The 23,686-nt window shown below is 60.1% G+C and carries 22 protein-coding genes; 14 read left to right on the forward strand and 8 right to left on the reverse strand.

The genetic code is table 11. The annotated features are described in order from the left end of the window. Positions 1-17 precede the first annotated feature (17 nt). Genes J4E42_RS15735 through rfbB form a run of 6 tightly spaced genes read right to left on the reverse strand, consistent with a single transcriptional unit; the run spans position 18 to position 6,619 of the window. Positions 18-1,403 (reverse strand): sigma-54 dependent transcriptional regulator, encoded by a 1,386-nt coding sequence (locus tag J4E42_RS15735; RefSeq protein WP_207285595.1) that lies wholly within the window; start codon positions 1,401-1,403, stop codon positions 18-20. Next, complete coding sequence (locus J4E42_RS15740) at positions 1,400-3,208, reverse strand: ATP-binding protein (RefSeq protein ID WP_032832528.1); 1,809 nt, start codon at positions 3,206-3,208, stop codon at positions 1,400-1,402. Before J4E42_RS15740 ends, J4E42_RS15735 begins: the two co-directional genes overlap by 4 nt. A gap of 36 nt (positions 3,209-3,244) precedes the next feature. Continuing rightward, complete coding sequence (rfbD, locus tag J4E42_RS15745; RefSeq protein ID WP_032832527.1) at positions 3,245-4,114, reverse strand: dTDP-4-dehydrorhamnose reductase; 870 nt, start codon at positions 4,112-4,114, stop codon at positions 3,245-3,247. Between the two features lie 8 nt (positions 4,115-4,122). After that, positions 4,123-4,668 (reverse strand): dTDP-4-dehydrorhamnose 3,5-epimerase, encoded by a 546-nt coding sequence (rfbC, locus tag J4E42_RS15750; protein ID WP_008040112.1) that lies wholly within the window; start codon positions 4,666-4,668, stop codon positions 4,123-4,125. Then, on the reverse strand, positions 4,668-5,540 hold the full coding sequence (rfbA, locus tag J4E42_RS15755; protein WP_008040111.1) for a glucose-1-phosphate thymidylyltransferase RfbA: 873 nt from the start codon (positions 5,538-5,540) through the stop codon (positions 4,668-4,670). Before rfbA ends, rfbC begins: the two co-directional genes overlap by 1 nt. After that, on the reverse strand, positions 5,537-6,619 hold the full coding sequence (gene rfbB, locus J4E42_RS15760) for a dTDP-glucose 4,6-dehydratase (RefSeq protein WP_008040110.1): 1,083 nt from the start codon (positions 6,617-6,619) through the stop codon (positions 5,537-5,539). Before rfbB ends, rfbA begins: the two co-directional genes overlap by 4 nt. A gap of 177 nt (positions 6,620-6,796) precedes the next feature. On the opposite strand from rfbB, the gene J4E42_RS15765 reads away from it, so the two are divergent. From J4E42_RS15765 to J4E42_RS15780, 4 genes are all read left to right on the forward strand, one after another. Beyond that, positions 6,797-9,709, forward strand: coding sequence for an aminotransferase (locus tag J4E42_RS15765; RefSeq protein WP_207285596.1), 2,913 nt, complete (start codon positions 6,797-6,799; stop codon positions 9,707-9,709). A gap of 288 nt (positions 9,710-9,997) precedes the next feature. Next, the gene (aguB, locus tag J4E42_RS15770; protein ID WP_207285597.1) at positions 9,998-10,876 is read left to right on the forward strand and encodes an N-carbamoylputrescine amidase; all 879 of its coding nucleotides are present in this window, start codon (positions 9,998-10,000) and stop codon (positions 10,874-10,876) included. Between the two features lie 4 nt (positions 10,877-10,880). Further along, positions 10,881-11,987, forward strand: a complete 1,107-nt coding sequence (aguA, locus tag J4E42_RS15775) for an agmatine deiminase (RefSeq protein WP_008040106.1) — start codon at positions 10,881-10,883, stop codon at positions 11,985-11,987. Positions 11,988-12,231: 244 nt separating this feature from the next. Further along, complete coding sequence (locus J4E42_RS15780) at positions 12,232-12,447, forward strand: hypothetical protein (protein WP_008040104.1); 216 nt, start codon at positions 12,232-12,234, stop codon at positions 12,445-12,447. Positions 12,448-12,657: 210 nt separating this feature from the next. Here J4E42_RS15780 and J4E42_RS15785 read toward each other — a convergent pair whose 3' ends face one another. After that, entirely contained in the window at positions 12,658-14,751 is a 2,094-nt protein-coding gene (locus J4E42_RS15785; protein ID WP_207285598.1) for a TonB-dependent siderophore receptor, read from the reverse strand. 258 nt (positions 14,752-15,009) lie between these two features. Here J4E42_RS15785 and J4E42_RS15790 point away from each other — a divergent pair, with 258 nt between their 5' ends. The 10 genes from J4E42_RS15790 (at position 15,010) to J4E42_RS15835 (ending at position 23,252) form a co-directional block, all read left to right on the forward strand. Continuing rightward, positions 15,010-15,681 (forward strand): DsbA family protein, encoded by a 672-nt coding sequence (locus J4E42_RS15790; RefSeq protein ID WP_207285599.1) that lies wholly within the window; start codon positions 15,010-15,012, stop codon positions 15,679-15,681. 18 nt (positions 15,682-15,699) lie between these two features. Continuing rightward, positions 15,700-16,095 carry a nuclear transport factor 2 family protein gene (locus tag J4E42_RS15795; RefSeq protein WP_207285600.1) on the forward strand — a complete coding sequence of 132 codons (396 nt, stop codon included), beginning with the start codon at positions 15,700-15,702 and terminating at the stop codon, positions 16,093-16,095. A gap of 240 nt (positions 16,096-16,335) precedes the next feature. Beyond that, on the forward strand, positions 16,336-17,622 hold the full coding sequence (locus J4E42_RS15800; protein WP_008040100.1) for an OprD family porin: 1,287 nt from the start codon (positions 16,336-16,338) through the stop codon (positions 17,620-17,622). Positions 17,623-17,942: 320 nt separating this feature from the next. Beyond that, complete coding sequence (locus tag J4E42_RS15805; protein ID WP_207285601.1) at positions 17,943-18,233, forward strand: type II toxin-antitoxin system RelB/DinJ family antitoxin; 291 nt, start codon at positions 17,943-17,945, stop codon at positions 18,231-18,233. Next, a complete protein-coding gene (locus tag J4E42_RS15810) occupies positions 18,199-18,513 on the forward strand; it encodes a type II toxin-antitoxin system YafQ family toxin (RefSeq protein ID WP_207285602.1) in 315 nt (104 codons plus the stop codon). Before J4E42_RS15805 ends, J4E42_RS15810 begins: the two co-directional genes overlap by 35 nt. A gap of 252 nt (positions 18,514-18,765) precedes the next feature. Then, on the forward strand, positions 18,766-19,779 hold the full coding sequence (locus J4E42_RS15815) for a 2-keto-3-deoxygluconate permease (protein ID WP_192226783.1): 1,014 nt from the start codon (positions 18,766-18,768) through the stop codon (positions 19,777-19,779). Continuing rightward, positions 19,776-21,056, forward strand: coding sequence for a four-carbon acid sugar kinase family protein (locus J4E42_RS15820; protein ID WP_207285603.1), 1,281 nt, complete (start codon positions 19,776-19,778; stop codon positions 21,054-21,056). The genes J4E42_RS15815 and J4E42_RS15820 overlap by 4 nt, the downstream gene beginning before the upstream one ends. A gap of 5 nt (positions 21,057-21,061) precedes the next feature. Continuing rightward, positions 21,062-22,063, forward strand: a complete 1,002-nt coding sequence (pdxA, locus tag J4E42_RS15825; RefSeq protein WP_207285604.1) for a 4-hydroxythreonine-4-phosphate dehydrogenase PdxA — start codon at positions 21,062-21,064, stop codon at positions 22,061-22,063. Positions 22,064-22,118: 55 nt separating this feature from the next. Next, positions 22,119-22,892 (forward strand): DeoR/GlpR family DNA-binding transcription regulator, encoded by a 774-nt coding sequence (locus J4E42_RS15830; protein ID WP_207285605.1) that lies wholly within the window; start codon positions 22,119-22,121, stop codon positions 22,890-22,892. Between the two features lie 237 nt (positions 22,893-23,129). Then, the gene (locus tag J4E42_RS15835; RefSeq protein WP_207285609.1) at positions 23,130-23,252 is read left to right on the forward strand and encodes a type II toxin-antitoxin system RelE/ParE family toxin; all 123 of its coding nucleotides are present in this window, start codon (positions 23,130-23,132) and stop codon (positions 23,250-23,252) included. Between the two features lie 23 nt (positions 23,253-23,275). Here the strand turns inward: J4E42_RS15835 and J4E42_RS15840 are convergent, their stop codons facing one another. Beyond that, positions 23,276-23,599 (reverse strand): helix-turn-helix domain-containing protein, encoded by a 324-nt coding sequence (locus J4E42_RS15840; protein WP_207285606.1) that lies wholly within the window; start codon positions 23,597-23,599, stop codon positions 23,276-23,278. Positions 23,600-23,686 lie beyond the last annotated feature (87 nt).

Here is a 23,686-nt window from a genome sequence, read left to right on the forward strand (position 1 = left end):
GACGGTTTGACGGTCGATCAATCGAGTTCGTCGCTCGGGTGGTGGTCGGCGAAATTCAGTCCGTGCTTGCGCAGTTTGTCGTGCAAGGTTTTGCGCGGAATGCCGAGGGCTTCGGCGAGGCTGCGCACCGAGCTGTGAGAGCGCGCCAGTTCGGCGGCAATCAGCGTTTTCTCGAAGTTTTCCACCTGCTCGCTCAAGCCACCGCTGACCGCTTCAACCGTTGTGCCCGCCGTGCCATCCGGCGCGTTGTTGTCCAGCGCCAGTTCGAGGCCCAGGGCAAAACGCTCGGCGGCGTTTTGCAACTCCCGCACGTTGCCCGGCCAGGTGTGACGCAGCAGCAGCGCCCGTTGCCCCGGTTGCAGTTCGTGGGGTGGCAAGCCATGGCGAGCACTGGCTTCATCGGCGAAGTGCTGGAACAGCATCAGCGCATCTTCACCGCGTTCGCGCAGCGGCGGAATGCGCAGCGGGGCGACGTTCAGGCGGTAATACAAGTCGGCGCGGAAGCGGCCCTGGTCGGCGGCCTGGCGCAGGTCTTCCTTGGTCGCGGCGATGATGCGGATGTCCAGCGGGATCAACTGATTGCCGCCCAGACGCTCGACTACACGTTCTTGCAGCAAGCGCAGCAATTTCACCTGCACGTCCAGGCTCATGCTTTCGATTTCATCGAGGAAAACCGTGCCGCCGCTGGCGAATTCGAACTTGCCGATACGGCGCTTCTGCGCACCGGTAAACGCGCCCGGCTCGTGACCGAACAACTCGCTTTCCACCACGGATTCGGCCAGAGCCCCGGCGTTGATCGCCACGAACGGGCCGTTACGCCGGTTCGACAAATCGTGCAGCGCCCGCGCCACGACTTCTTTGCCGGCGCCGGTTTCGCCGAGGATCAGCACATCGGCCTTGGTCGCCGCCAGTGCGCCGATCTGCTCGCGCAGACGCAGCATTGGCGCCGATTGCCCGACCAGCCTTGTGCTCAGTTCATTGCGGTCGCTGAGGGCCAGACGCAAGCTGCGGTTGTCCAGCACCAGTCGGCGCAGGGCCAGCGCGCGGCGCACGCTGTCGAGCAAGGCATCGCTGGCGAAGGGTTTTTCCAGAAAGTCGTAAGCGCCAGCGCGCATGGCTTGCACCGCCAGCGGCACGTCGCCGTGACCGGTGATCAGCAGCACCGGCAGTTCCGGGTCCTGGGCGTGCAGTTCGGTCAGCAGTTCGAGACCGTCCATGCCGGGCATGCGGATATCGCTGACCACCACGCCCGGCCAGTCGCGTTCCAGTTGCCCGGCCAGGCCCTTGGCTTCGGCGAGCGGCAGGATTTTCAGGCCGGCCAGATCCAGCGTCTGGCTCAGGGCCTGGCGCAGATGGGGATCATCGTCGATCAGCACGACCTGGATGCGGTTGTCGATGGTCATGCACTTCGGTCCTCGGACGGTTGCAGGCTCACGCCCGGTGCGCCTGCGCGCAGTTTCAGGGTAATCAGGGCGCCGCCTTCCTTGTGGTTGGCGAACGACAGTTCACCGCCGAAGGCGCGCATCAGGGTTTCGCAAATCGCCAGCCCCAGACCGAGCCCCTGGGTGCGGGTCTTGGTGGTGTAGAAGGGCTCGCTGGCGCGGCCAAGAGCTTCCATGCAAAAGCCGGGGCCGTTGTCGCGAATGTACAGATTGACGCCGTCGGCGGTGGATTGGGCACTCAACCAGAGTTTACGCGGCGGGCCTTTTTCCGTCAGCGCGTCCAGTGCGTTGGCCAGCAGGTTGCCGAGCACCTGGCGCAGACGGGTTTCCCCGGCCTCGACCCACAGCGTGGCGGCGGGCAAATCGCGGATCAGCTCGACTTCCATGCTCCGTCGACGCTTGGCCAACAGCGCCAGCGCGTCGTCGAGCGCCGGTTGCAACGCAACGCTTTCCGGCGCGTGGCGATCACGACGGGCAAAGGCGCGCAGGTGCGCGATGATCGAAGCCATGCGGCCGGTCAGTTCGCTGATCAGTTTGAGGTTGCCGCGCGCATCGTCGGTGCGCTGATGATCGAGCAGCACTTCGGCGTTTTCCGCGTAGCTGCGGATGGCGGCCAGCGGTTGATTCAGTTCATGGCTGATGCTTGCCGACATGGTCCCGAGCGCCGACAACTTGCCTGCCTGCACCAGGTCATCCTGGGCGCGTACCAGTTCCTGCTGGGCGTGTTCGCGCTCCAGCACTTCCTGTTTCAGTCGGCGGTTCAGGCCTTCGAGGTCGCTGGTTCGTTCAGCGACCCGGCCTTCCAGTTCGCGCCGGGCCTTGGCTTCGAAGGCGATCCGTTCAAGGTAGTGGCGGCGCCGTTGCATCATCAGGCCGAGCAGCAGCATCAACACCAGCAGCGTCGCGCCGCCGATGGCGACCACCGTGCGCACCGGGCGATCGATCAAAGTGCGCGGTGCAAGAATGCTGACGCTCCAGCCGGTTTCGTCGATCTGCCGGGTCTGGGTCAACCAGGCGTCGGGATTGAGATTCAACGGTTTCGGGTCACGGGTCGGATAGGGTTGAATCGCGGTGATTGCCTCGCGCTCGCCCTCGCCCAGTGGCCGGGTCGCGCGGAATCGCCACTCTGGCCGCGAGGTGAGGATGACCACGCCGTTGTGGTCGGTGACCAGCAGTTGTTCCGGAGTTTTACCCCAAAGGCTTTCGGTGTGGTCCAGGTCGACCTTGACCACCAGCACGCCGAGGATTTTTTCGCCGTCACGCACGGCCGCCGCAAAGAAGTAACCGCGTTTGGCCGAGGTGGTGCCCAGCCCGAAAAACCGCCCGAGACGCCCGGCCATGGCTTCGCTGAAGTAGGGGCGAAACGAAAAATTCCGGCCGACGAAGCTGTCGTGTTTGTCCCAGTTGGACGCCGCAAGGGTCTTGCCGGTGGTGTCCATCAGGTACATGACTTCGGCACCGGTCTGCGCGCTGATGTTCTTCAGCAGGCGGTTGGCATTGCCTTGGGTCACACCGTCGTCGGGGGCCCCGAGCGTGGCGCGCAGGGCCGGCAGGTCGCCGAGGATCTGCGGCAGCACTTCATAACGGTGCAGGGTGCCCAGCAGGTTGGCGACGTACAAGTCGAGGGTCTGCCGGTTCTGCCCGGCCAGTTCGCTGCGGTAATAACGCTCGGCCAGATGCTCCAGCGGCCACAGCAACGGCGCCAGGCACAGCGCCAGCAGGGCGAGGCTACGCCAACGGGGTCTGCGGGGGAGGGTCGGAGTCATGAGCATCAGGCGCCTGAGGGTACAGGCGCATTATGCCTAGGCTTGCCCGGCAAGACACTCGCGCAGCGCGGTTTGCCAGTCTGGCTGACTGACGCCCCATTCGCGGAGCAAGCGACTGCAATCGAGGCGCGAGTTCAACGGTCGGGCGGCAGGCGTCGGGTAATCGCTGGAAGGGATGGGCAACAGGTGCGCGCAAGGCTTGCCCTGTTTGCGCAGCGCTTCACCAATGGCCTGGGCGAAACCGAACCATGAGGTTTCACCTTGAGCGGTCAGGTGATAAGTGCCCCAGGCGCCCCGCTCACCGGCCTGCCAGCGCTCGATCAGGGCGAGGGTGCTGTTGGCGATCGTGCCGGCCCAGGTGGGCGCGCCGATCTGATCGGCAACGATGCGCAACTCGGGTTTTTCTTGCAGCAGACGCTGCATCGTCAGCAGGAAATTGCTGCCACTGGCCGAGTAGACCCAACTGGTCCGCAGAATCAGATGCATGCCCCCCACCGCCGTGATGGCTTGTTCGCCAGCCAGTTTGCTCTGACCGTAGACCCCCAGCGGCTTGGGCGCGTCGGCTTCGTTGTAAGGCTCGCCCTTGCTGCCATCGAACACATAATCGGTGGAGTAGTGAATCAGCGGGATGCCCAGCGCCAGTGCTTCTTCGGCCAGAATTCCCGGGCCCGTCGCGTTGATGGCGAACGCCAGCTCAGGTTCGCTTTCTGCCCGATCGACCGCCGTGTGAGCGGCGGCGTTAATGATCAGGTCGGGATGAGCGAGCCGGACCTGTTGGCGAATCTGTTCCGGTTGAGCCAGATCGAGTTGATCGCGCCCCAGCACCATGAGTTCATCAGCCGCACTCAAGCGACGCTGCAGTTCGCGGGCGACCTGGCCGTGCTGGCCAATGATGAGAATTCGCAAAGGGATTTTCATGGAAGCAGTTCAGATTCCTGCCAGCTTTTACCGTGTTGGTCCTTTTCTGACAGTTGAGGCGCTTCTTCCAGTTCCCAGTCGATGGCCAGTGTCGGATCGTCCCAGCGAATGCAGCGATCTGACGCCGGGTCGTAATAGTCGGTGGTTTTGTAGAGAAACTCGGCGTACTCGCTGAGTACCAGGAAGCCATGGGCGAAGCCTTCCGGTATCCACAACTGACGATTGTTCTGTGCGGACAAACGCACACTGGCCCAGCGTCCGAAGTTTGGCGAACTGCGGCGGACATCAAGGGCCACATCGAGTACTTCCCCCGCAGTCACCCGAACCAGCTTGCCCTGGGTGTGTTGCACCTGATAGTGCATGCCACGCAGCACGCCTTTTCGCGAACGCGAGTGGTTGTCTTGAACGAACGCTTTCTTGAGGCCGGTGGCGTTTTCAAACTCACGGACATTGAAGCTTTCATAGAAAAACCCACGTTCGTCACCAAAGACCTTCGGCTCGATAATCAGCACACCTGGTAACTGGGTGGGGGTGACTTTCATTACGCTTCTCCGGCAATCGTATAGAGATACTGGCCATAACCGGTCTTGCCGAAATACTTCGCTCGCTCAAGCAAGTGCTCGCGATCGATCCAGCCATTCATGTAGGCAATTTCTTCGAGACAGGCCACTTTCAGTCCCTGGCGGTGTTCGATGGTTTGCACGTATTGCGACGCTTCGAGCAGGCTGTCGTGAGTGCCGGTGTCGAGCCAGGCGAAACCGCGGGTAAAGCGCTCGACCTGAAGTTTGCCGCGTTGCAGATAGGCGTTGTTAACATCGGTGATTTCCAGCTCGCCGCGCGGTGACGGTTTGACGGCCTTGGCAATGCGGATAACGTCATTATCGTAGAAATACAGCCCGGTGACCGCATAGCTGGACTTTGGCTTGAGCGGTTTTTCTTCGATCGAGATGGCGCGGCCTTCTGCGTCGAAGTCGATCACGCCAAAGCGCTCCGGGTCCTTGACCCAATAGCCGAATACCGTCGCGCCGCTGGTTTGCTGCGCCGCTCTTTGCAACTGGCCACCGAAGTGCTGACCGTGGAAGATGTTGTCACCGAGGATCAGGCACACCGGGTCGTCGCCGATGAATTCCTCACCAATCAGAAACGCCTGGGCCAGGCCATCCGGCGTAGGCTGTTCGGCGTAGCTGAAATGGACGCCGAACTGACTGCCGTCACCCAGCAGGTTGCGGTACTGCGGCAGATCCTGCGGGGTGGAAATCACCAGGATTTCCTTGATGCCAGCCAGCATCAACACCGAGATCGGGTAGTAGATCATCGGCTTGTCGTAGATCGGCAACAGCTGTTTGGAAACGCCTAGCGTGATCGGGTGCAGGCGCGTGCCCGACCCTCCAGCCAACACAATTCCTTTCATCATGCGAGTAACTCCTTGATATCGGTGGAGCCTAGTCGTTCACCCTGATAACTGCCATCTTGAACGCGGCGGCACCATTCCAGGTTTTCCAGATACCACTGAACGGTTTTGCGCAGACCGGTTTCGAAGGTTTCTTCCGGCACCCAACCCAGGTCGCGCTCGATTTTGCCGGCATCGATCGCGTAACGCAGATCGTGCCCGGGGCGGTCCTGGACGAAGGTGATCAAGTCGGCATATCGGGTAACACCGGCTGGTTTGACCGGGGCAAGTTCTTCGAGCAGGGCACAGATGCTGCGCACCACGTCGATGTTCGTCTGTTCGTTGTGTCCGCCAATGTTGTACGTCTCGCCGACGACACCTTCGGTGACTACTTTGAGCAACGCTCGTGCGTGATCCTCGACGAACAGCCAGTCGCGGATCTGCAGGCCGTTTCCGTAGACCGGCAGCGGTTTGCCGGCCAGCGCGTTGAGAATCACCAGCGGAATCAGTTTTTCGGGGAAGTGGAACGGGCCATAGTTGTTCGAGCAGTTGGTCAGCAATACCGGCAGCCCGTAGGTGCGCTGCCATGCGCGGACGAGGTGGTCCGAGGCCGCTTTGCTGGCGGAGTACGGCGAGCTTGGCGCGTACGAAGTCGTTTCGGTGAACAGATCATCGACACCGTGCAGGTCGCCGTAGACTTCGTCGGTGGAGATATGGTGGAAGCGGAAGGCGCTTTTTTCCGGCTCGGCCAGCGTGTGCCAGTAGGCGCGAGTGGCCTCCAGCAGGCTGTAGGTGCCGACGATATTGGTTTGAATGAAGTCCGAAGGCCCATCGATGGAGCGGTCGACATGGGACTCAGCCGCCAGGTGCATGATGGCGTGTGGCTGGAAACGTGTCAGTACGGCGCTCACGGTGGCTTGGTCGACAATATCGGCCTGCACGAACTCGTAGCGAGTGTCGGTGGCAATGCTGGTCAGCGATTCGAGATTGCCCGCATAGGTCAGTTTGTCCAGGTTGAGCACTTCATGCTCGGTGTGCCGAATCAGCTGGCGAACCAGGGCAGAGCCGATGAAACCGGCGCCGCCGGTGATAAGAATACGCATGTGGGCCAGCCTTTTTTTCCGTCAGACGATATAGCGAAGATCATAGCTTGTCGGCAGGAGAGTGGTGGTGCAAGAGGGTTGTGTCTGCAATTTGGGTTTTGTGGCGTAAACAGGGGGTTGATTATCGACCGATGCGGTGGCGATATAAGCGCCTAATAAAATTTCAGGGGTTGTTGTATGCCGCTCGCCACGTTGATTCATCGCGCCAGTTTGCCCAGCCCGCAAGTGTCTGCGGAGCAAGCGCTTGAGCTGCTCGAGGGGCATTACGGGCTGAGCGCAAAGCTGCAGGCGCTCGGCAGCCAGCAAGACCTCAACTTCCGCGTTGACAGTCAGCATGGGCGTTTCGTCCTGAAAATCTGCCGGGGCGACTATTCGGTGCTGGAGCTGCAAGCCCAGCATGCCGGGCTCAAGCATCTGGCCGAACACTCCGGTGTGCCGGTGCCGCGAGTGATTGCCGCGCAAAGCGGCGCCGACCTGCTGTCACTGGAAATCGACGGGCAAGCGGTGCACGTACGCCTGCTCGAATACATCGAGGGCCAGTCGCTTACACATCTCGATCATCTGCCCGGATCCGTGGTGGCCGGTTTCGGCCGGCTCTGCGGCGAAATGGACCTGGCGCTGGCCGCTTTCGATCATGCGGGCCTTGAGCGCACCCTTCAGTGGGACGCCCGCCACGCGAATGCGTTGATCGCGCATTTGCTGCCAGTGATTGCAGATGACCGACAACGCGCGTTGATCGCCGAAGTGGCCGAACAGGCCGAGCGGCATTTGCAGCCGCTGGTGAACAAGTTGCCGGTACAAGCCATTCACATGGACATCACCGACGACAACGCGGTCTGGCAGCGCGATGCGCAACGCCAGTGGCAATTGCAGGGCGTGATCGATTTTGGCGATCTGGTCCGCACGTGGCGCATTACCGACCTGTCGGTGACCTGCGCGGCGCTGCTGCACCATGCCGGTGGCGATCCGTTCTACATTTTGCCGGCGGTTCAGGCTTATCACGCGGTCAATCCGTTGCAACACGAAGAGCTGCTGGCGCTGTGGCCATTGATCGTTTCGCGGGCGGCGGTGCTGGTGCTCAGCGGCGAGCAGCAGGTCAGCATCGACCCGGGTAATGCCTACAGTCGCGACAACCTGACCCATGAGTGGGAGATTTTCCGCGTGGCCACGTCGGTGCCGTTGGCGTTGATGGAAGCGGCGATCCTCACCTCGGTGGGTCACAGCCTGCCGGACATCGGCAGCGAAGGCTTCGCACCGCTGCTGCCGAGCCTGGTCGGGCGTGAATTTGCCTTGATCGATCTGGGCGTATTGAGCCCGCATTTCGAGGCCGGTAACTGGGAACAGGAGGGGATCGATCAGCGTCTGTTGAGCGAAGCGGCTGCGGCCCACGGCTTGGCAGCGAGCCGTTATGGACAATACCGTTTGTCCCGCACACGCCCGGACAGTGCGACGGAACCAGACACCTGCCCGTTGCACGTCGAGCTGCGGGTGCCTCATGGCACTGCGGTCGAATCGCCGTTTGCCGGGGTTGTTCATCAACCGGCGCCGGGCGTGCTGCAACTGGACGGCCCGCAGTTGAGCGTGCGGCTGTGGGGCGTGACACCGTCGCTGCACACCGGTGCGGCACTGGTCAAAGGCCAGGTGTTGGGTTCGGTCAGCGGCCCGTTGCGGGTGCAGTTGTGCCGAGGCGCGGCGCTCGATGCGCCGTTGTTTTGCACGCCTTCGCGCGCGGCCGCCTGGCAAGTGTTGTGCCCGTCGCCGGCAGCGTTGTTGGGTCTGGCGTGCGATGCCGAGGCAGAGCTCGATGCGCAGACTTTGCTGGCGCGCCGCGACGCCAGTTTCGCCCGAACCCAGAAGCACTATTACGTCGACCCGCCGCGCATTGAGCGCGGCTGGCGCAATCACTTGATCGACATGCAGGGTCGCTCCTACCTCGACATGCTCAACAACGTCGCGGTGCTTGGCCACGGTCATCCGCGCATGGCCGCGGTCGCCAGTCGTCAATGGTCGCTGCTCAACACCAACTCGCGGTTCAACTACGCAGCGGTTGCCGAGTTTTCCGAGCGCTTGCTGAAACTGTCGCCGGAGGGCATGGACCGGGTGTTCCTGGTCAACAGCGGCAGCGAGGCCAACGACCTGGCGATCCGTCTGGCGTGGGCCTACAGCGGCGGTCGCGACATCATCAGCGTGCTGGAGGCGTATCACGGCTGGACCGTGGGCGCGGACGCGGTCTCGACCTCGATCGCCGACAACCCCAGGGCCTTGAGCAGCCGTCCCGACTGGGTGCACCCGGTAACCGCGCCGAACACCTATCGCGGCGAATTCTGTGGCCCGGACAGTGCGCCGGATTATGTGCGCAGCGTCGAACACAACCTGGCGAAAATCGCGGCGCAGCAACGCCCGCTGGCCGGTTTCATCTGCGAACCGGTGTATGGCAATGCCGGTGGTATTTCGCTGCCGCCGGGTTACCTGAAACAGGTCTATGCGATGGTCCGTGCGCAGGGCGGCGTGTGCATCGCCGACGAAGTGCAGGTGGGTTACGGCCGCATGGGCCATTTCTTCTGGGGCTTCGAAGAGCAGGGCGTGGTGCCGGACATCATCACCATGGCCAAAGGCATGGGTAACGGCCAACCGCTGGGCGCGGTGATCACCCGTCGGGAAATCGCCGAAGCGCTGGAGGCCGAGGGCTACTTCTTCTCGTCGGCGGGTGGCAGCCCGGTCAGTTGCCAGATCGGCATGGCCGTTCTGGATGTGATGGAGGAGGAAAAACTCTGGGAAAACGCCCAGGTCGTGGGCGGGTATTTCAAGGAGCGTCTTGAGGCGCTGATCGACAGTCATCCGCTGGTGGGCGCGGTGCACGGTTCCGGTTTTTATCTGGGCGTGGAGTTGATCCGCAACCGCGAAACGCTGGAACCGGCGACCGAGGAAACGACGGCGCTGTGTGACCGGCTGCGGGAGCTGGGGATTTTCATGCAGCCGACCGGTGATTACCTGAACGTCCTCAAGATCAAACCGCCGATGGTTACGTCGCGCCAGAGTGTGGATTTCTTTGTCGACATGCTGGCGAAGGTGCTTGACGAAAACCTGTAGGAGCCGGCTTGCCGGCGATAGCGGCAGGTCAGTCGACGTAAATGTTGAATGACAAGACGCCATCGCTGGCAAGCCAGCTCCTACAGGTGGTGGGGGTGACTAAGTTCGATTGTTATCGGGTTTAAGCGCTGTTGTTTTCGACAGAATGAAGATTAATCGCTTTTAAAGCCGATTTTTATCGGCTATAAAGTCGCCATTGCCGCGGCGTGTCTCTTCACGTCCGGCGCTTCCCTTTCTGTCATCGGTCGATGCCAAACTCGACCCACAGCACTTGCCCGGAGATGATTCATGAGCCGTATCGTTACCGTCGCCGCCACCCAGATGGCCTGTTCCTGGGACCTTGAAGCCAACCTCGAAACCGCTGAAAGGCTGGTCCGTGAGGCTGCGGCCAAAGGCGCGCAGATCATCCTGATCCAGGAACTGTTCGAGGCGCCGTACTTCTGCCAGAAGCCGAACCCGGATTACCTGCAACTGGCCACGACGGTTGAAGACAACGTCGCCATCAAGCATTTCCAGAAAGTCGCCAAAGAACTGCAAGTAGTGCTGCCGATCAGCTTCTACGAACTGGCCGGCCGCGCACGTTTCAACAGCATTGCGATCATCGATGCCGACGGCTCCAACCTCGGGATTTATCGTAAAAGCCACATCCCGGACGGCCCTGGCTATCACGAAAAGTATTACTTCAACCCGGGCGATACCGGCTTCAAAGTCTGGAACACCCGTTACGCGAAAATCGGCGTGGGCATCTGCTGGGATCAGTGGTTCCCGGAATGCGCGCGCAGCATGGCGTTGCTGGGGGCGGAAATTCTGTTCTACCCGACGGCCATCGGCAGCGAGCCGCACGACAAGACCATCTCGTCCCGCGATCATTGGCAGCGTGTGCAACAGGGCCATGCCGGTGCCAACCTGATGCCGCTGATCGCCAGTAACCGCATCGGCAATGAGGAGCAGGACGAGTACGACATTACCTTCTACGGCTCGTCGTTCATCGCCAACCAGTTCGGCGAGAAGGTTCAGGAACTCAATAAAACCGAAGAAGGCGTATTGGTTCATCGCTTCGACCTCGACGAACTGGAGCACATTCGCAGTGCGTGGGGCTCGTTCCGTGATCGCCGCCCGAACCTATACAATGCGCTCAAAACCCTCGACGGTTCCCTGGAGTCCTGACCGCATGACCACTTTAAACAGCACCCCGCGCGCCGACGGCTTCTACATGCCCGCCGAGTGGGCGGCGCAAACCCAAACCTGGATGATCTGGCCCGAGCGTCCGGACAACTGGCGCCTGGGCGGCAAACCGGCGCAAGCCGCACACGTGGCGGTGGCCAAGGCCATTGCGCGTTTCGAACCGGTGACCGTGGCGGTGTCCGCCGGCCAATACGAAAACGCTCGGGCGCGTCTCGATGTGCCGAATATTCGTGTGGTCGAGATGTCCAGCGACGACGCCTGGGTCCGCGACACCGGCCCGACATTCGTCATCAATAACAGCGGTGAAGTCCGCGGCGTGAACTGGGACTTCAATTCGTGGGGCGGTTTTGACGGCGGGTTGTATTCGCCTTGGAACCGCGACTCGCAGGTCGGCGGCAAGATCCTCGAGATCGAGCGCAGCCCGCGTTATCGCACCGAGGGTTTTGTGCTCGAGGGCGGTTCGATTCACGTGGATGGCGAAGGCACGCTGATCACCACTGAAGAATGCCTGCTCAACCGCAATCGCAACCCGCACATGAACCGTGCGGAAATTGAAGCGATGCTCAGCGCGAATCTGGCTGTGGATAAAATCATCTGGCTGCCGGACGGTTTGTTCAACGACGAAACCGACGGCCATGTGGATAACTTCTGCTGCTACGTGCGTCCGGGCGAAGTATTGCTGGCCTGGACCGACGACCCGCAAGACCCGAATTACCCGCGCTGCCAGGCGGCGATGAAAGTGCTGGAAAGCAGCACCGACGCCAAGGGTCGCCCATTCACGGTGCACAAGATGCCGATTCCGGGGCCGCTGTATGCGACCGAAGAAGAGTGCGCCGGTGTCGATCCGGTGGACGGAACTCAGGAGCGCAATCCGACCGTGCGTCTGGCCGGTTCCTACGTGAACTTTCTCATCGTCAACGGCGGCATCATCGCGCCAAGTTTCGACGACCCGCTGGATGGTCCGGCCAAAGAGATTTTGCAGAGCCTGTTCCCGCAACACGAAGTGGTGATGGTGCCGGGCCGCGAACTGTTACTGGGAGGCGGTAACATCCACTGCCTTACCCAACAACAGCCCGCGCCGCACAAGGAGTGAGTGGGGTTGTAACAGCTTGAGTTGATTGCTAAATCGCTCAGGCAAACGTTTTCCCCGTACGCCTCGCAGAAAGCCCGCAGCCCGTCAGGACTGCGGGCTTTTTTGTATCCGCTTGTCGACCATCCAGACACATTGGCACAGCTCTTGTATCTCACCAGGTGTAGACAGGGAGGGGGAGGACTTCGATGTTCTGTCATAAACCTTGGATAAGTTAGCCGCTCACAAACCAGGAGAGAGCGCGGAAATGAACGCCGAAATGAATGTGGTGAGCGAGCGGGCATTGCATCCCCTGGCAGTAAAGAACAGCGATTCGCTCCAGATTCTGGCGCACTGGTTGAAGTCCAATGGAACGCGTCAGATCAGGGAACCTGATCCGCGCCGGATGATGATCGAGCGTTACCCCGCTGGTTTATTCAGCGAAGCGGAACTGGAAGCGTTGTGGGATGTGATGGAAGGATAAGAAGAAAAACAACGGATTGATAAAAGCGCTGCCGGGAGGGCGGCGCTTTTTTTATGGGCGATGGTTTTGTGGGCATTACGCAGACCCCTGTAGGAGCTGGCTTGCCAGCGATGGCGGTTTTTCATCCAGCATCAATGTTGAATGTTATGGCCTCATCGCTGGCAAGCCAGCTCCTACAGGGAGGTAGTGTGAAGTCTGGATCTTTGGTGTTTAGAAGCTGTAAGTCCCAGTCACCACCACGCTGCGCGGTTCACCCGGTTGAATCTGCGCCGCGCTGGTGGCCGACGAGTAATAGGTTTTGTCGCTGATGTTGTTCAGCGCCGCACGCAAATCCCAATCCTTCTGACGGAACCCGGCCAACGCATCCCAACGGCCATAACCCGGCAGTACGGTGGTGTTGAGGTTGTCGGCGTAGCGCTGGCCCACCAGGGTCAAACCGGTTTCGGCGTACCAGCCCATTTCCGGTTTCCAGGTCAGGAACAGGCTGCCGTTGTGCTTGGCCACGTTGCTGATGCGCTTGCCTTCAAAGCCGTTGTTGTCCTTCTCGACCGTCGCGTCCTGCACGCCCACGCCACCGCGCACGTACCAGTTGCCGACAATCTTGCCGGTGCCGGTCAGCTCGATCCCGCGGGAACGTTGCTTACCGGTAAGCAAGGTAATGGTCGGGTTGAGCGGATCGCTGGTGCGACGGTTGTAAAGCTCCAGCTCGTAGATCGCCAGCGTGGTGCTCAGGCGATCATCGAGCCAGTCGCTCTTCACGCCGATTTCCTTCTGCTTGGTCAGCTCGGGGCTCAGGTCGTTGGTGTTGCCGGCAGCGCCAGGCGTGATGCCGATCAAGCCACCGCCCACCGGGGAAAAGGTCTTGGTCCATGACGCATAGAAGGAATGATTCTGCAGTGGTGTCCAGACCAGTCCTACACGTGGGCTGGTGCTGTGGCTGTCGCGGTCCTCGGAAATGTCCCGCAGGTTGTTGGTCGATTCGATGTCGAAGGTGTCATAGCGCAGACCGCCCAACAGTTGCCATTCATCGTTCAGGCGCAGTTGATCCTGCACGTACACCGCACGGCTTTCGACTTCGGTGTGGTTGTCGCTGGATACCTGCATGCGTCCGGTGTGACGCAAATTGCGATTAGGGCTGTTCAGGTTCAGCGCCGGAACGGGCCGACTGCCGGGGCCGGTTGTGGCGGCGGTGTACAGGATCGGGTCGCGGCGCTGGCTGCCGATTTCGATGCCGGTCAGCAATCGATGCTCAAGGCCAAAGGTATCGAAACCACCCTCCAGCTCAACGTTGTTAAACACGTTGCGGGTATTCAGGTCCTGCTGCCAGTGCTGGCGCGTGACCGAGTTGGTCGCCGGGGTGTAGCCGATCAGGTAGGTGTTGTCGAAATCGCTGTTGAGCTTGAACACGCCCAAGGTCTGACGCAGTTGCCAGTTCTCGTTGATGTCATAGCTGAGTTTCGAGCGCAGGGATTGCGACTTGTCATCGATGAAATCGTTATCGCTGCCGTAGGTCGTATCCCGTCCGACATCGGCAGGGCGTCCGTTGACACCGGGAATTCCGCGATCCGGCGTACGGTTGTAGCGGCTGTATTCGTACTGCACCAACCAGTTCAGGTCGGGTGTCAGTTGCCAGCTCATCGACGGTGCGAACAACTGGCGATTGCCGCTGACGCCATCGCGGAAACTGTTCTGATCCATGTTGCCCATGTTCAGACGCAGGCTGATGTTCTCGCTGGGGTCGGTGCTCAGGTCCGCGTAAAGGCTGCGCAGATCGTTGCTGCCACCTTGGGCTTCGATGGTCGAACGGCGGCCGAATTCCGGCAGCTTGCTGACCCGGTTGACGATCCCGCCCTGGCTGCCACGGCCGTACAACACCGCCGCCGGCCCCTTGAGGACTTCGATGCGCTCGATGTTGTGCAGGTCGCGCACGTACTGGCTGTCGTCCCGAATACCGTCCAGGTAAAAGTCGTTGCTGGCGTCGAAACCGCGAATGCGCAAGCTGTCGAAGCGGGTGTCGGCGCCGCTGCTGACGTTGGGCATTCCGCTCAGCGCCGTGCCCAGATCGTTGGTCCCGTAATCGACGACGTTCGAGGTTTTTATCGAGTCGATGGCTTGTGGCACGTAGCGTACCGGCGTGGCCGTGCGGGTCGCTGTGCTGGTTTCTTTCACACGTGGATCGTCAGCCTCTGCTTCGGCGCTGATCGAAGTAGCCGGCAGGGTTGTAGGCGCGGCGTAGGAAAAACCGGCAGATAGCAAGGCAGAGAGCCCAAGACTGAAGGGCGTAAGACGAAATGGGGCAGGCATTAAGGACGCATCCGTAGGATTTTGGGTAGTATCGTGAAGGGTGCGAATGGTAATGCTTGCTATTTACTTCCGTGAATTATTCCTGAGAAGTTCCTTTGTTTGATTGTTTCAATTTGTGTCGTGGTTGTTACAGAAAGGATTTGCAGCATTCGACCGATTCATGAAACAGACTGAAAGCCATTCCGGCGTTTTTCAGAAACTGTCGCAGGGCTAACCTGCCGGCATCGATTTTTCCTACCTTATCGCCGGAGCCTTCCCATGATCCTTCACTACATTTACGACCCGTTGTGCGGCTGGTGCTACGGCGCAAAACCACTGGTGCAAGCCGCTCAGGCCGTTCTGCCGGTGATTGCCCATGGCGGCGGCATGATGAGCGGCGCCAACCGCCAGAGGGTCTCGCCACGTTTGCGTGACTACGTGATGCCCCACGACCGGCGCATCGCCGAGTACACCGGTCAGCCATTCGGCGAAGCGTATTTCGAAGGGTTGCTGCGTGACGAAACGGCGGTGTTCGACTCCGCTCCGCCGATTGCCGCCGTGCTCGCGGCGCAGCAGATCGCTGGCCGTGGGCTGGAGTTGTTAGGCCGTTTGCAGAGCGCGCATTACGTGGAAGGGCGGCGTATCGCCGATGAAGCCGTGTTGATCGAACTCGCCAACGACATCGGTCTGGAAGCCGAAGCCTTCTTGTCAGCGTTTGAAAACGCCGACACCGATGGCCACATCAAAGCCAGTCGCGCCTTGTTGGCCAACGTCGGCGGCCATGGTTTCCCGACCTTCGCCCTGGAGCAGGATGGCCAGTTCACGTTGATCGACATCAGCCCGTGGCTGGGCAAGCCGCAAGCCTTCGCGGCATGGCTGAGTCAATCGCTTCCCGCAGACGCCGCGACATCCGAGTTTCAAGCCTGTGGCCTCACCGGCTGTGCCCACTGAATTCTCCCGGAGCCTCTCATGGATAACCTGAGCCTGATCAAAAGCACCTACGAAGGCGCCAACTCCCAGGAAAATGCGCGAAACACCGCCGCAGCCCTGGCCGATGACGTTCGCTGGACCGAAGCCGCAGGCTTTCCCTACGCCGGCACCTACGTTGGTTTTGACGCCATCGTCGAGAACGTCTTCAAGCGTCTGGCCACCGAATGGGAAGGTTTTCAGCTGAAGATCGAGGACTACGTCGCACAGGGAGACAAGGTGTTTGCCTACGGCAATTACAGCGGAGTCTACAAAGCTACCGGCCGGCCGATGAATGCTCGCGTCGCCCATTTGTGGACCATCGCCAATGGCAAAGTTACCCATTTCGAACAATTCGTCGACAGCCACACCGTGCAGCTGGCAATCGTAGACAAGTAATTTCTTAGACGATTTTCACCTAATCACAGACGATTCATGAAATTGACACATGGTTAAGGGCGCGGATAGGATTCGCCCCAACGCCTGTGGCTAACCGCCATGACTCAAAAAAATAAAAAGGCCCGCTCCGCGATTTATCGTGGGCGGGCCTTTTTGTTTTCGGGTGAAAAAAGAGTGCGATAGCGCCGTTTCAGCCGTTCGACACAGCGCGTATCAACCCGAAATAAGGAAAAGAACAAAATGTTGAATAAGCGAATCAGCCTGATCGCTCTGGGGATGTTGAGTGCGACACAGGCCATGGCTAACGACCAGGCCGAATCCAAGGGTTTTGTTGAAGACAGCAGCCTCAAAGTGCTGCTGCGCAATGCCTACATCAATCGTGACTACAAAGACAGTCGTGAGGACAAAGCCGAGTGGGGCCAAGCGGCCATCGGCACGTTCTCGTCCGGTTTCACCCAAGGCACCGTCGGTGTGGGTGTGGATGCGTTCGGTCTGTACGCACTGCGTCTGGATGGCGGCAAGGGTCGCACCGGCGCGCAAGGCATCGACTTCTTCAAGAAGGGCGACAGCGGCAACGCGGCTGACGACCTGTCGAAGGGCGGCGCTGCGGTCAAATTCCGTCTCTCCAGCACCACGCTGACTTACGGTGACCAGATGCCGGCCCTGCCGGTGTTGAGCTACGACAACGTGCGCCTGCTGCCGGAAAGCTATACCGGCACGCTGATCACCTCCAAGGAGATCAAAGGCCTGGAACTGAACGCCGGTCGCTTCACCGCCGAATCGCGCAAAAGCGCGGAAGGCCGTGACAGCGGTGGCCTGAAGTCGATCAACGTATTGGGCGGTAGCTACCAGTTCACCGAGCAGTTCAAGGCTGCGGTGTACGCGTCTGACGTTGAAGACGTGTTGAAGAAGCAATACGTGAACGCCAACTACGTGTTCCCGATCGACAAGGATCAGTCCCTGACCCTCGACTTCAACGGCTACCGCACCAAGCTGGACGATTCCTACGTCCGCGAAAGCGGTGCCACCGGCGATGACAACAAAATCTGGAGCCTGGCAGCTACCTTCGCCACCGGCCCGCACTCGTTCACCGTCGCTCACCAGCGCAGCACCGGCGACAGCAACCTGGGCTACGCCTACGGCGGCTATCAGAAGGATCAAGGTCGCGTCGGTGACGGTGGCAACACCATCTACCTGGCGAACTCCTACTGGTCCGACTTCAACGCTGAAGACGAGCGCAGCTGGCAGGTCGGCTACGGTCTGGACTTCAGCACGTTCGGCGTTCCGGGCCTGAGCTACAACGTGGCTTACGTGCGCGGCGACAACATCACCACCTCCACCAGCGAAGGCGGTACCGAGCGCGAAATCTTCAACCAGTTCAAGTACGTCGTGCAAAGCGGCCCGGCCAAAGACCTGAGCGTGAAACTGCGCAGCTCGATCCTGCGTGTTTCGCAGAAGTCGAGTGAGTACAACGTCAGCGGCAACGAAGTCCGTGTGTTCGTCGACTACCCGATCAACATTTTCTGATGATCGGTTGCACTATCGAGGCCTGATTAGAGGCTGAGAACGAAGAAGCCCCGACTGGTTCGGGGCTTTTTTGTGGGCGCGAATTGGCGTTCAAGGCCATCAGCTATTTCCTGCAAGGGTTCGGGACCGTTCTCGATAACGAAAGGGAGGGGGCTGATAGTCATAACGCGCTCAACAGAGTGAAATAGCGGCTGACTGATTCAGTTGATGGCCAAGCGATAGAGCCGTCTATCACGCTGAGTTGACCCCCGGAACTCCGCTCAACCACAATGCTTGAGGTAGCGCCAATGTAGCTACAAATTAACGATGAGGTTCTTACCATGGGTGCATTGCTGAAAACCACAGACGTGCGTTGCCGCATTGATGAAGATCTGAAGGCGCGAGCCACTGAAGTGTTGAGCGCTTGCGGCCTGAGTATCAGTGATGCAATGCGTCTTTTTCTTCGTCAGGTCGTAGCGACTCAAGGCCTCCCGTTTGAGGTACGCGTACCTTCGGAAAAAACGGCCCGCGCCATGAAGGAAGCACGAGAGATTCGCCAGCGGTTCGACTCGATAGACGACATGCTGAGGGACGCTGATGGCGAAACCGGAGAAAAAGCAAAAGCGCGCTGAGCTGCCCAGGCAGTGCGCACAAACGTCGGAATTCAAGAAGTCGTGGGAGCGTTACAGGCGTGCCGGACGCCGTGACATGAATGAAGTTCGCCACGTGATGGTCATGCTGTTTCTGGGTGAGCAACTGCCACCGGAATATCTGGATCACGCGCTATCGGGTGACTGGACGGGTTTTCGAGAGTGCCATATAGGCGGTGATTTCTTGATGATTTATGAGGACACGCGTTCCGATCTGATCACATTTGTTGATCTCGGAAGCCATTCCGAACTCTTCAAGTAGGTTTTTAAAGATAGCCCCGACTGGTTCGGGGCTTTTTTGTGGGCGGCGCGAGGCTCTAGGTCGGGACAAGTGCGTCAGGTGCTCAGCGGTTACTGATGACAAATGATCAAAACGAGCATCCAGAATGATTGATTTGCGCAATTCGTAAGGGTGGCATAAGATTATTTTGACTGAATCAATCACTCTTGTGATCGATTCAGTCAGTTTCGAGGTGAAACACGTCTTACCCCACAATTATAAAAGGAGACCCTCGTGGCCCAATTTCCTATCAAGCGCACCATAGAACGCATTCCGGGCGGCATGATGATCGTGCCCCTGCTGATCGGTTCGCTGGTCGCCACCTTCATGCCTGATACGCCCAAGTTTTTCGGCTCCTTCACCAACGCGCTGTTCACCGGAGCGTTGCCTATCCTCGCGGTGTTTTATGTGTGCATGGGCGCGAGCATCAACATCAAGGCCACGCCTTACCTGCTCAAGAAGGGCGGCACGCTGCTGATTACCAAAGTCGGCATCGCCGTGCTCATCGGTATCGTGCTCGGGCATTTCCTGGGCGAGCAGCCGATTTCGTCAGGCCTGTTCGCCGGCATCTCGACGTTGGCGGTGGTCGCCGCGATGAACGACACCAACGGCGGCTTGTACATGGCGCTGATGGGGCAGTACGGTCGCTCCGAAGACGTCGGTGCCTATTCGGTCATGTCCCTGGAATCCGGCCCGTTTCTGACCATGGTCACCCTTGGCATCGCCGGTCTGTCGGCGTTCCCGTGGCCGACGCTGGTGGGCAGTATCCTGCCGTTGGCGCTGGGCATGTTGCTGGGCAATCTCGACCGCGACATGCGCGACTTCCTGGCCAAGGCCGTTCCGGTGATGATCCCGTTTTTCGCTTTGGCGCTGGGCGCAAGTCTGGATCTGCACAACGTCTGGCAGGCCGGTTTGCTGGGTCTCGGCATGGGTGTTGCGGTGGTCGTGTTGACCGGTATTCCACTGTTCTTCGCTGATCGTTTGACCGGTGGCACGGGCGTCGCGGGTGTCGCTGCGGCTACCACCGCCGGGAACGCCGCAGCCGTTCCTGCGCTGATCGCGGCAGCCAATCCGGTTTACGCTGAAGCAGCCAAGAGCGCGACCATATTGGTAGCCGCCTGCGTGGTGGTCACCGCGATTCTTGCGCCGATACTCACTGCCGCCGTCGCCAAGCGCGTACAAAAGCGCAACCCTGTCGTCGTCTCTGAGCAGGAGATCGAACCTCAAAAGCAGGAGGCGTTGCGATGAGGATTCTGATCATCGCCGATGATCTGTCCGGAGCGGCGGATTGCGCCATCGGCTTTGCGAGTGTGGGGCTGCAAACGGTGGTCACGCTCGATCCGCTGAACGACTCGGCCGATGCTCAGGTGATCGCTGCTGATACGGACACTCGCCGCCTCTCTGCGGCGCAGGCTGCCGAGCGCACCGTTGCCGCGTTCAAGGCGCTGCATCAGCCTGGGCAGCGGTTGTACAAGAAAATCGATTCGACCCTGCGCGGTAACTGGGCAGCGGAAGTTGCTGCCCTGCAACCCTTGGCCGGCCTGGCGATCGTTGCCCCGGCATTCCCTGCTACGGGGCGCACGTTGCGCGGCGGTCGGGTCTTCGTGAACGGTCAACCGCTGGAAACCACCGATACCTGGAAGCTCGAAAACGCTGATCGCCCAGCTGACGTAGAAGCGATGCTCATCGCCGCCGGCCTGAGTACCGCGAAGCTGGACCTCGACACTTTGCGCGGCAACGAAAATGCGCTCGCGCAGCACATCACCGAAGTCGCCCGCAGCGGCACGCAGGCCCTGATCGTCGATGCACAAATCGAAGACGATCTGCTGACCCTCGCTCGCCTGACTGCGTCGATGGATCAGCCGCTGTTCTGGATCGGTTCGGGAGGCCTGGCGCGGGAAATCGCTAGCCTTCCGGATTTCTCAGAAACGCGGTTCACGGCCATCGAACCGACGGCGCAGGAAAAAAACCAGGCGCCGATTCTGATCCTCGTCGGCAGCCTTTCCGGCGTCTGCGAGCGGCAATGCGCGCTGCTCAAGGAGCGCGGCGGTGTCAGCGAATTGGTCGTCCCGCCTGAGGTCCTTCGCCAGGGCGTCGCCCATGAAGATTGGGCAACCTGGCAGGCGCGCATTGGCGAGCAACTCGATGGCTGGAGCGACCTGCTGCTGCGCATCGGTCGCGATGATGCGTTCGATCCGCAAGAGGGCGCACAACTTTCAAGCATGTTGGCCGTGCTGGTCGAACCGCACTTCGCCAAGGTCGGCGGCCTGATCGCCACCGGCGGCGAGACGGCCCGGGCCATTTTGACCACCGTCGGCATCGACAGCCTGCAACTCATCACCGAAATCGAGGCCGGCGTTGCCTTCGCCCGCCCGACTGTTTCCCGGCAAGGCCATCGTCCCGGCATCGTGACCAAGGCCGGCGCGTTCGGCACCGATCACGCTTTGTATGCGGCATGGCAACACCTGAGCGACAGCGCCGATCGCTCCTCGCCCCAACGCACACGAATCCAAGGACTCGAATGAACACTATGAGCAATTACCTCCCTATCATCGGTATCACCATGGGCGACGCCTCGGGTGTCGGTCCGGAAATCGTGGTCAAGAGCCTGACTCACGACATCGTCTATCAACAATGCCGACCGCTGGTGATTGGTGATGCGCGCCGTCTCGAACAAGCCAATGTGATTGTCGGCGGCAGCGCCAAAATTCGCCGTATCAAGGACGCTTCCGAGGCACGCTACGAGACCGGCGTGATCGACTGCATCGACCTCGACCTGATCCCCGACGACCTGCCATTCGGCGAACTCTCGCCCATCGCCGGTGACGCCGCTTACCAATACATCGCTCGTGCCGTGGAGCTGGCGCAGGCTAATCAGATTGACGCGATCTGCACCGCGCCACTGAACAAGGAAGCGCTGCACGCCGGCGGCCACAAATACCCTGGCCACACTGAAATGCTTGCGCACCTGACCAACGTCGATGAAGTTTCCATGATGCTGGTGGCACCGCAGCTGCGGGTAATTCACGTCACGACCCACATCGGTATCATCGACGCGATCCGCAAGATCGAGCCGGGCCTGGTTCAGCGCACCATCGAGCGCGGCAACGCGACGCTGATCAAGGCCGGCATCGCCCGCCCGAGCATCGGCGTGTGCGGGATCAACCCGCATGCCGGTGAAAACGGCCTGTTCGGTTATGGCGAAGAGGAAGAAAAAATCATCCCTGCGGTGAAGCTGTTGCAGGAACGCGGCCTCGATGTCACCGGCCCGCTGCCGGCCGACACCCTGTTCTTCCGCGCCGGACGCGGCGACTTCGATCTGGTGGTCGCGATGTATCACGACCAGGGCCACGGTCCGGTCAAAGTGCTCGGCCTGGAGGCAGGCGTGAACGTCACCGTCGGCCTCGACGTGATCCGCACCTCGGTCGACCACGGCACCGCATTCGACATCGCCGGCAAAGGCATCGCCGATGAGCGCAGCCTGCTCGAAGCGCTGCGCCAGGGCGCGGAACTGGCTACGCGACGGGGATGAGTCGCAGGGGCGCTGTCGTGTAAGATCGACCACCGTCCACCGTGCGAGACCCGCCATGAAAGCCTCCGAACGCCACCGCGCCATCCTCGACCTCGTACGCATCGGCGATGCCAACGTCGAGCAATTGAGCGCGGCCCTCGGCGTTTCCGAAGCCACGGTGCGACGCGACCTGACCATGCTCGCCAAACAACGGCACCTGGTGCGCACCTACGGCGGCGCCACCGCCGTGGTCGGCGTGCATGAACCGGAAGCCTCCCTCGAAGAACGCAAAACCAGCCAGTGGGAACAGAAAGACGCCATCGCCCAAGCGGCGGCGGCGCATGTCCAGGACGGCGACACCGTCCTGCTCGACGGCGGCACCACCTGCGCCGCGCTGGCCCATCACCTGTGCTCGCGACAAGACGTGCACGTGGTCACCAACAACCTGCTGGCGGTGATGGCCCTGGCCAATGCGCCGGGCATTCGCCTGACCTTGATCGGTGGCGACTTGCGCGGTTCGAGCATGAGCACGTTGGGGCCGTTGGCGGAGTTGACGTTAAGTCGACTGAGCGTCGACAAAGCCTTCCTCGGCGCGGACGGCGTGGTCGCGGAATTTGGCTTGTGCGAAGCGAGCGCGCAGCAAGCGTATCTCAAGGAATGCATCATCAAACGGGCTGCGCAGATTGTGGTGCTCGCCGACACCGACAAACTCGGCCGTGCGCGGCAACAGCACTGGACGCCGATTGAGCGGGAGTGGCGGTTGATTACCGGGGCTACCGCCGATGAAGCTGCTCTCGCACCGTTTCACGCCCTCAAGCAAATCACCGTAGAAACCGTAATCGTCGATTAAACCCCCCGAACGTGTAGGAGCCGGCTTGCCGGCGATGGCGTCCTTAAAATCGCCATCGCCGGCAAGCCGGCTCCTACAAAAAATGCGATTCCCAACACGTGTCGCAAAAAGTGAAAAATTGCGCCTCGTAACAAGGCGGACTACTTCAAAAGAGGCTGAGTCCTACTGCGGAAACAGCCAGCGATAACTACTAAACAGCGCCCATCAATCGTCTACTGAGACCCCGCATACCGATGCATTTACATCGCAAAGTATGCGGACACCATTTTCGTCCTTCATTCGTTCGTGAAAACCACGAACAGAACAGATCGTCACGCAATGGCCGTCGCGCAAGATCGGTTGAAAGAGCTAAAAAGGTAGCTTCGGAAAATGGGGTTCAACGTCTAGCCAGCGTGAGCTTGTGAAATGACGATTTGTGGCAAGGCTCCGGGCTCGTTGGACGGCAATGTAAACGTGGTGCGCAAGCCCAGTTTATCCAGCATGTCCATCATTGCATCGATGGTGAATTTCTCGATCTTGCCAGTGGCCAGTTCTGAAATGCGTGATTGGGTAACGCCCAGCCTGGCTGCGGCCTCGCTCTGTTTGAGGCCCAGTTTTTTGATGCAGTCAGTGATGAATATCGACAACTCCATTTTCAAGGCCATTTTGCTGGCGACTTCCTCGTCATGCGTGACGTGGAATGGGCTGTCGAAGAATTGAATTGTCATGAAGCTCCACCTCGTCCCAAGTGATATCTAAAATTTTCGATAAAGAGAGGTTAGCTGATTGAGGATTTTTGATCCAAGCATTTTTCC

The organism is Pseudomonas sp. FW300-N2A2, assembly GCF_017351735.1.
GTDB classification, from domain to species: Bacteria; Pseudomonadota; Gammaproteobacteria; order Pseudomonadales; family Pseudomonadaceae; genus Aquipseudomonas; species Aquipseudomonas migulae.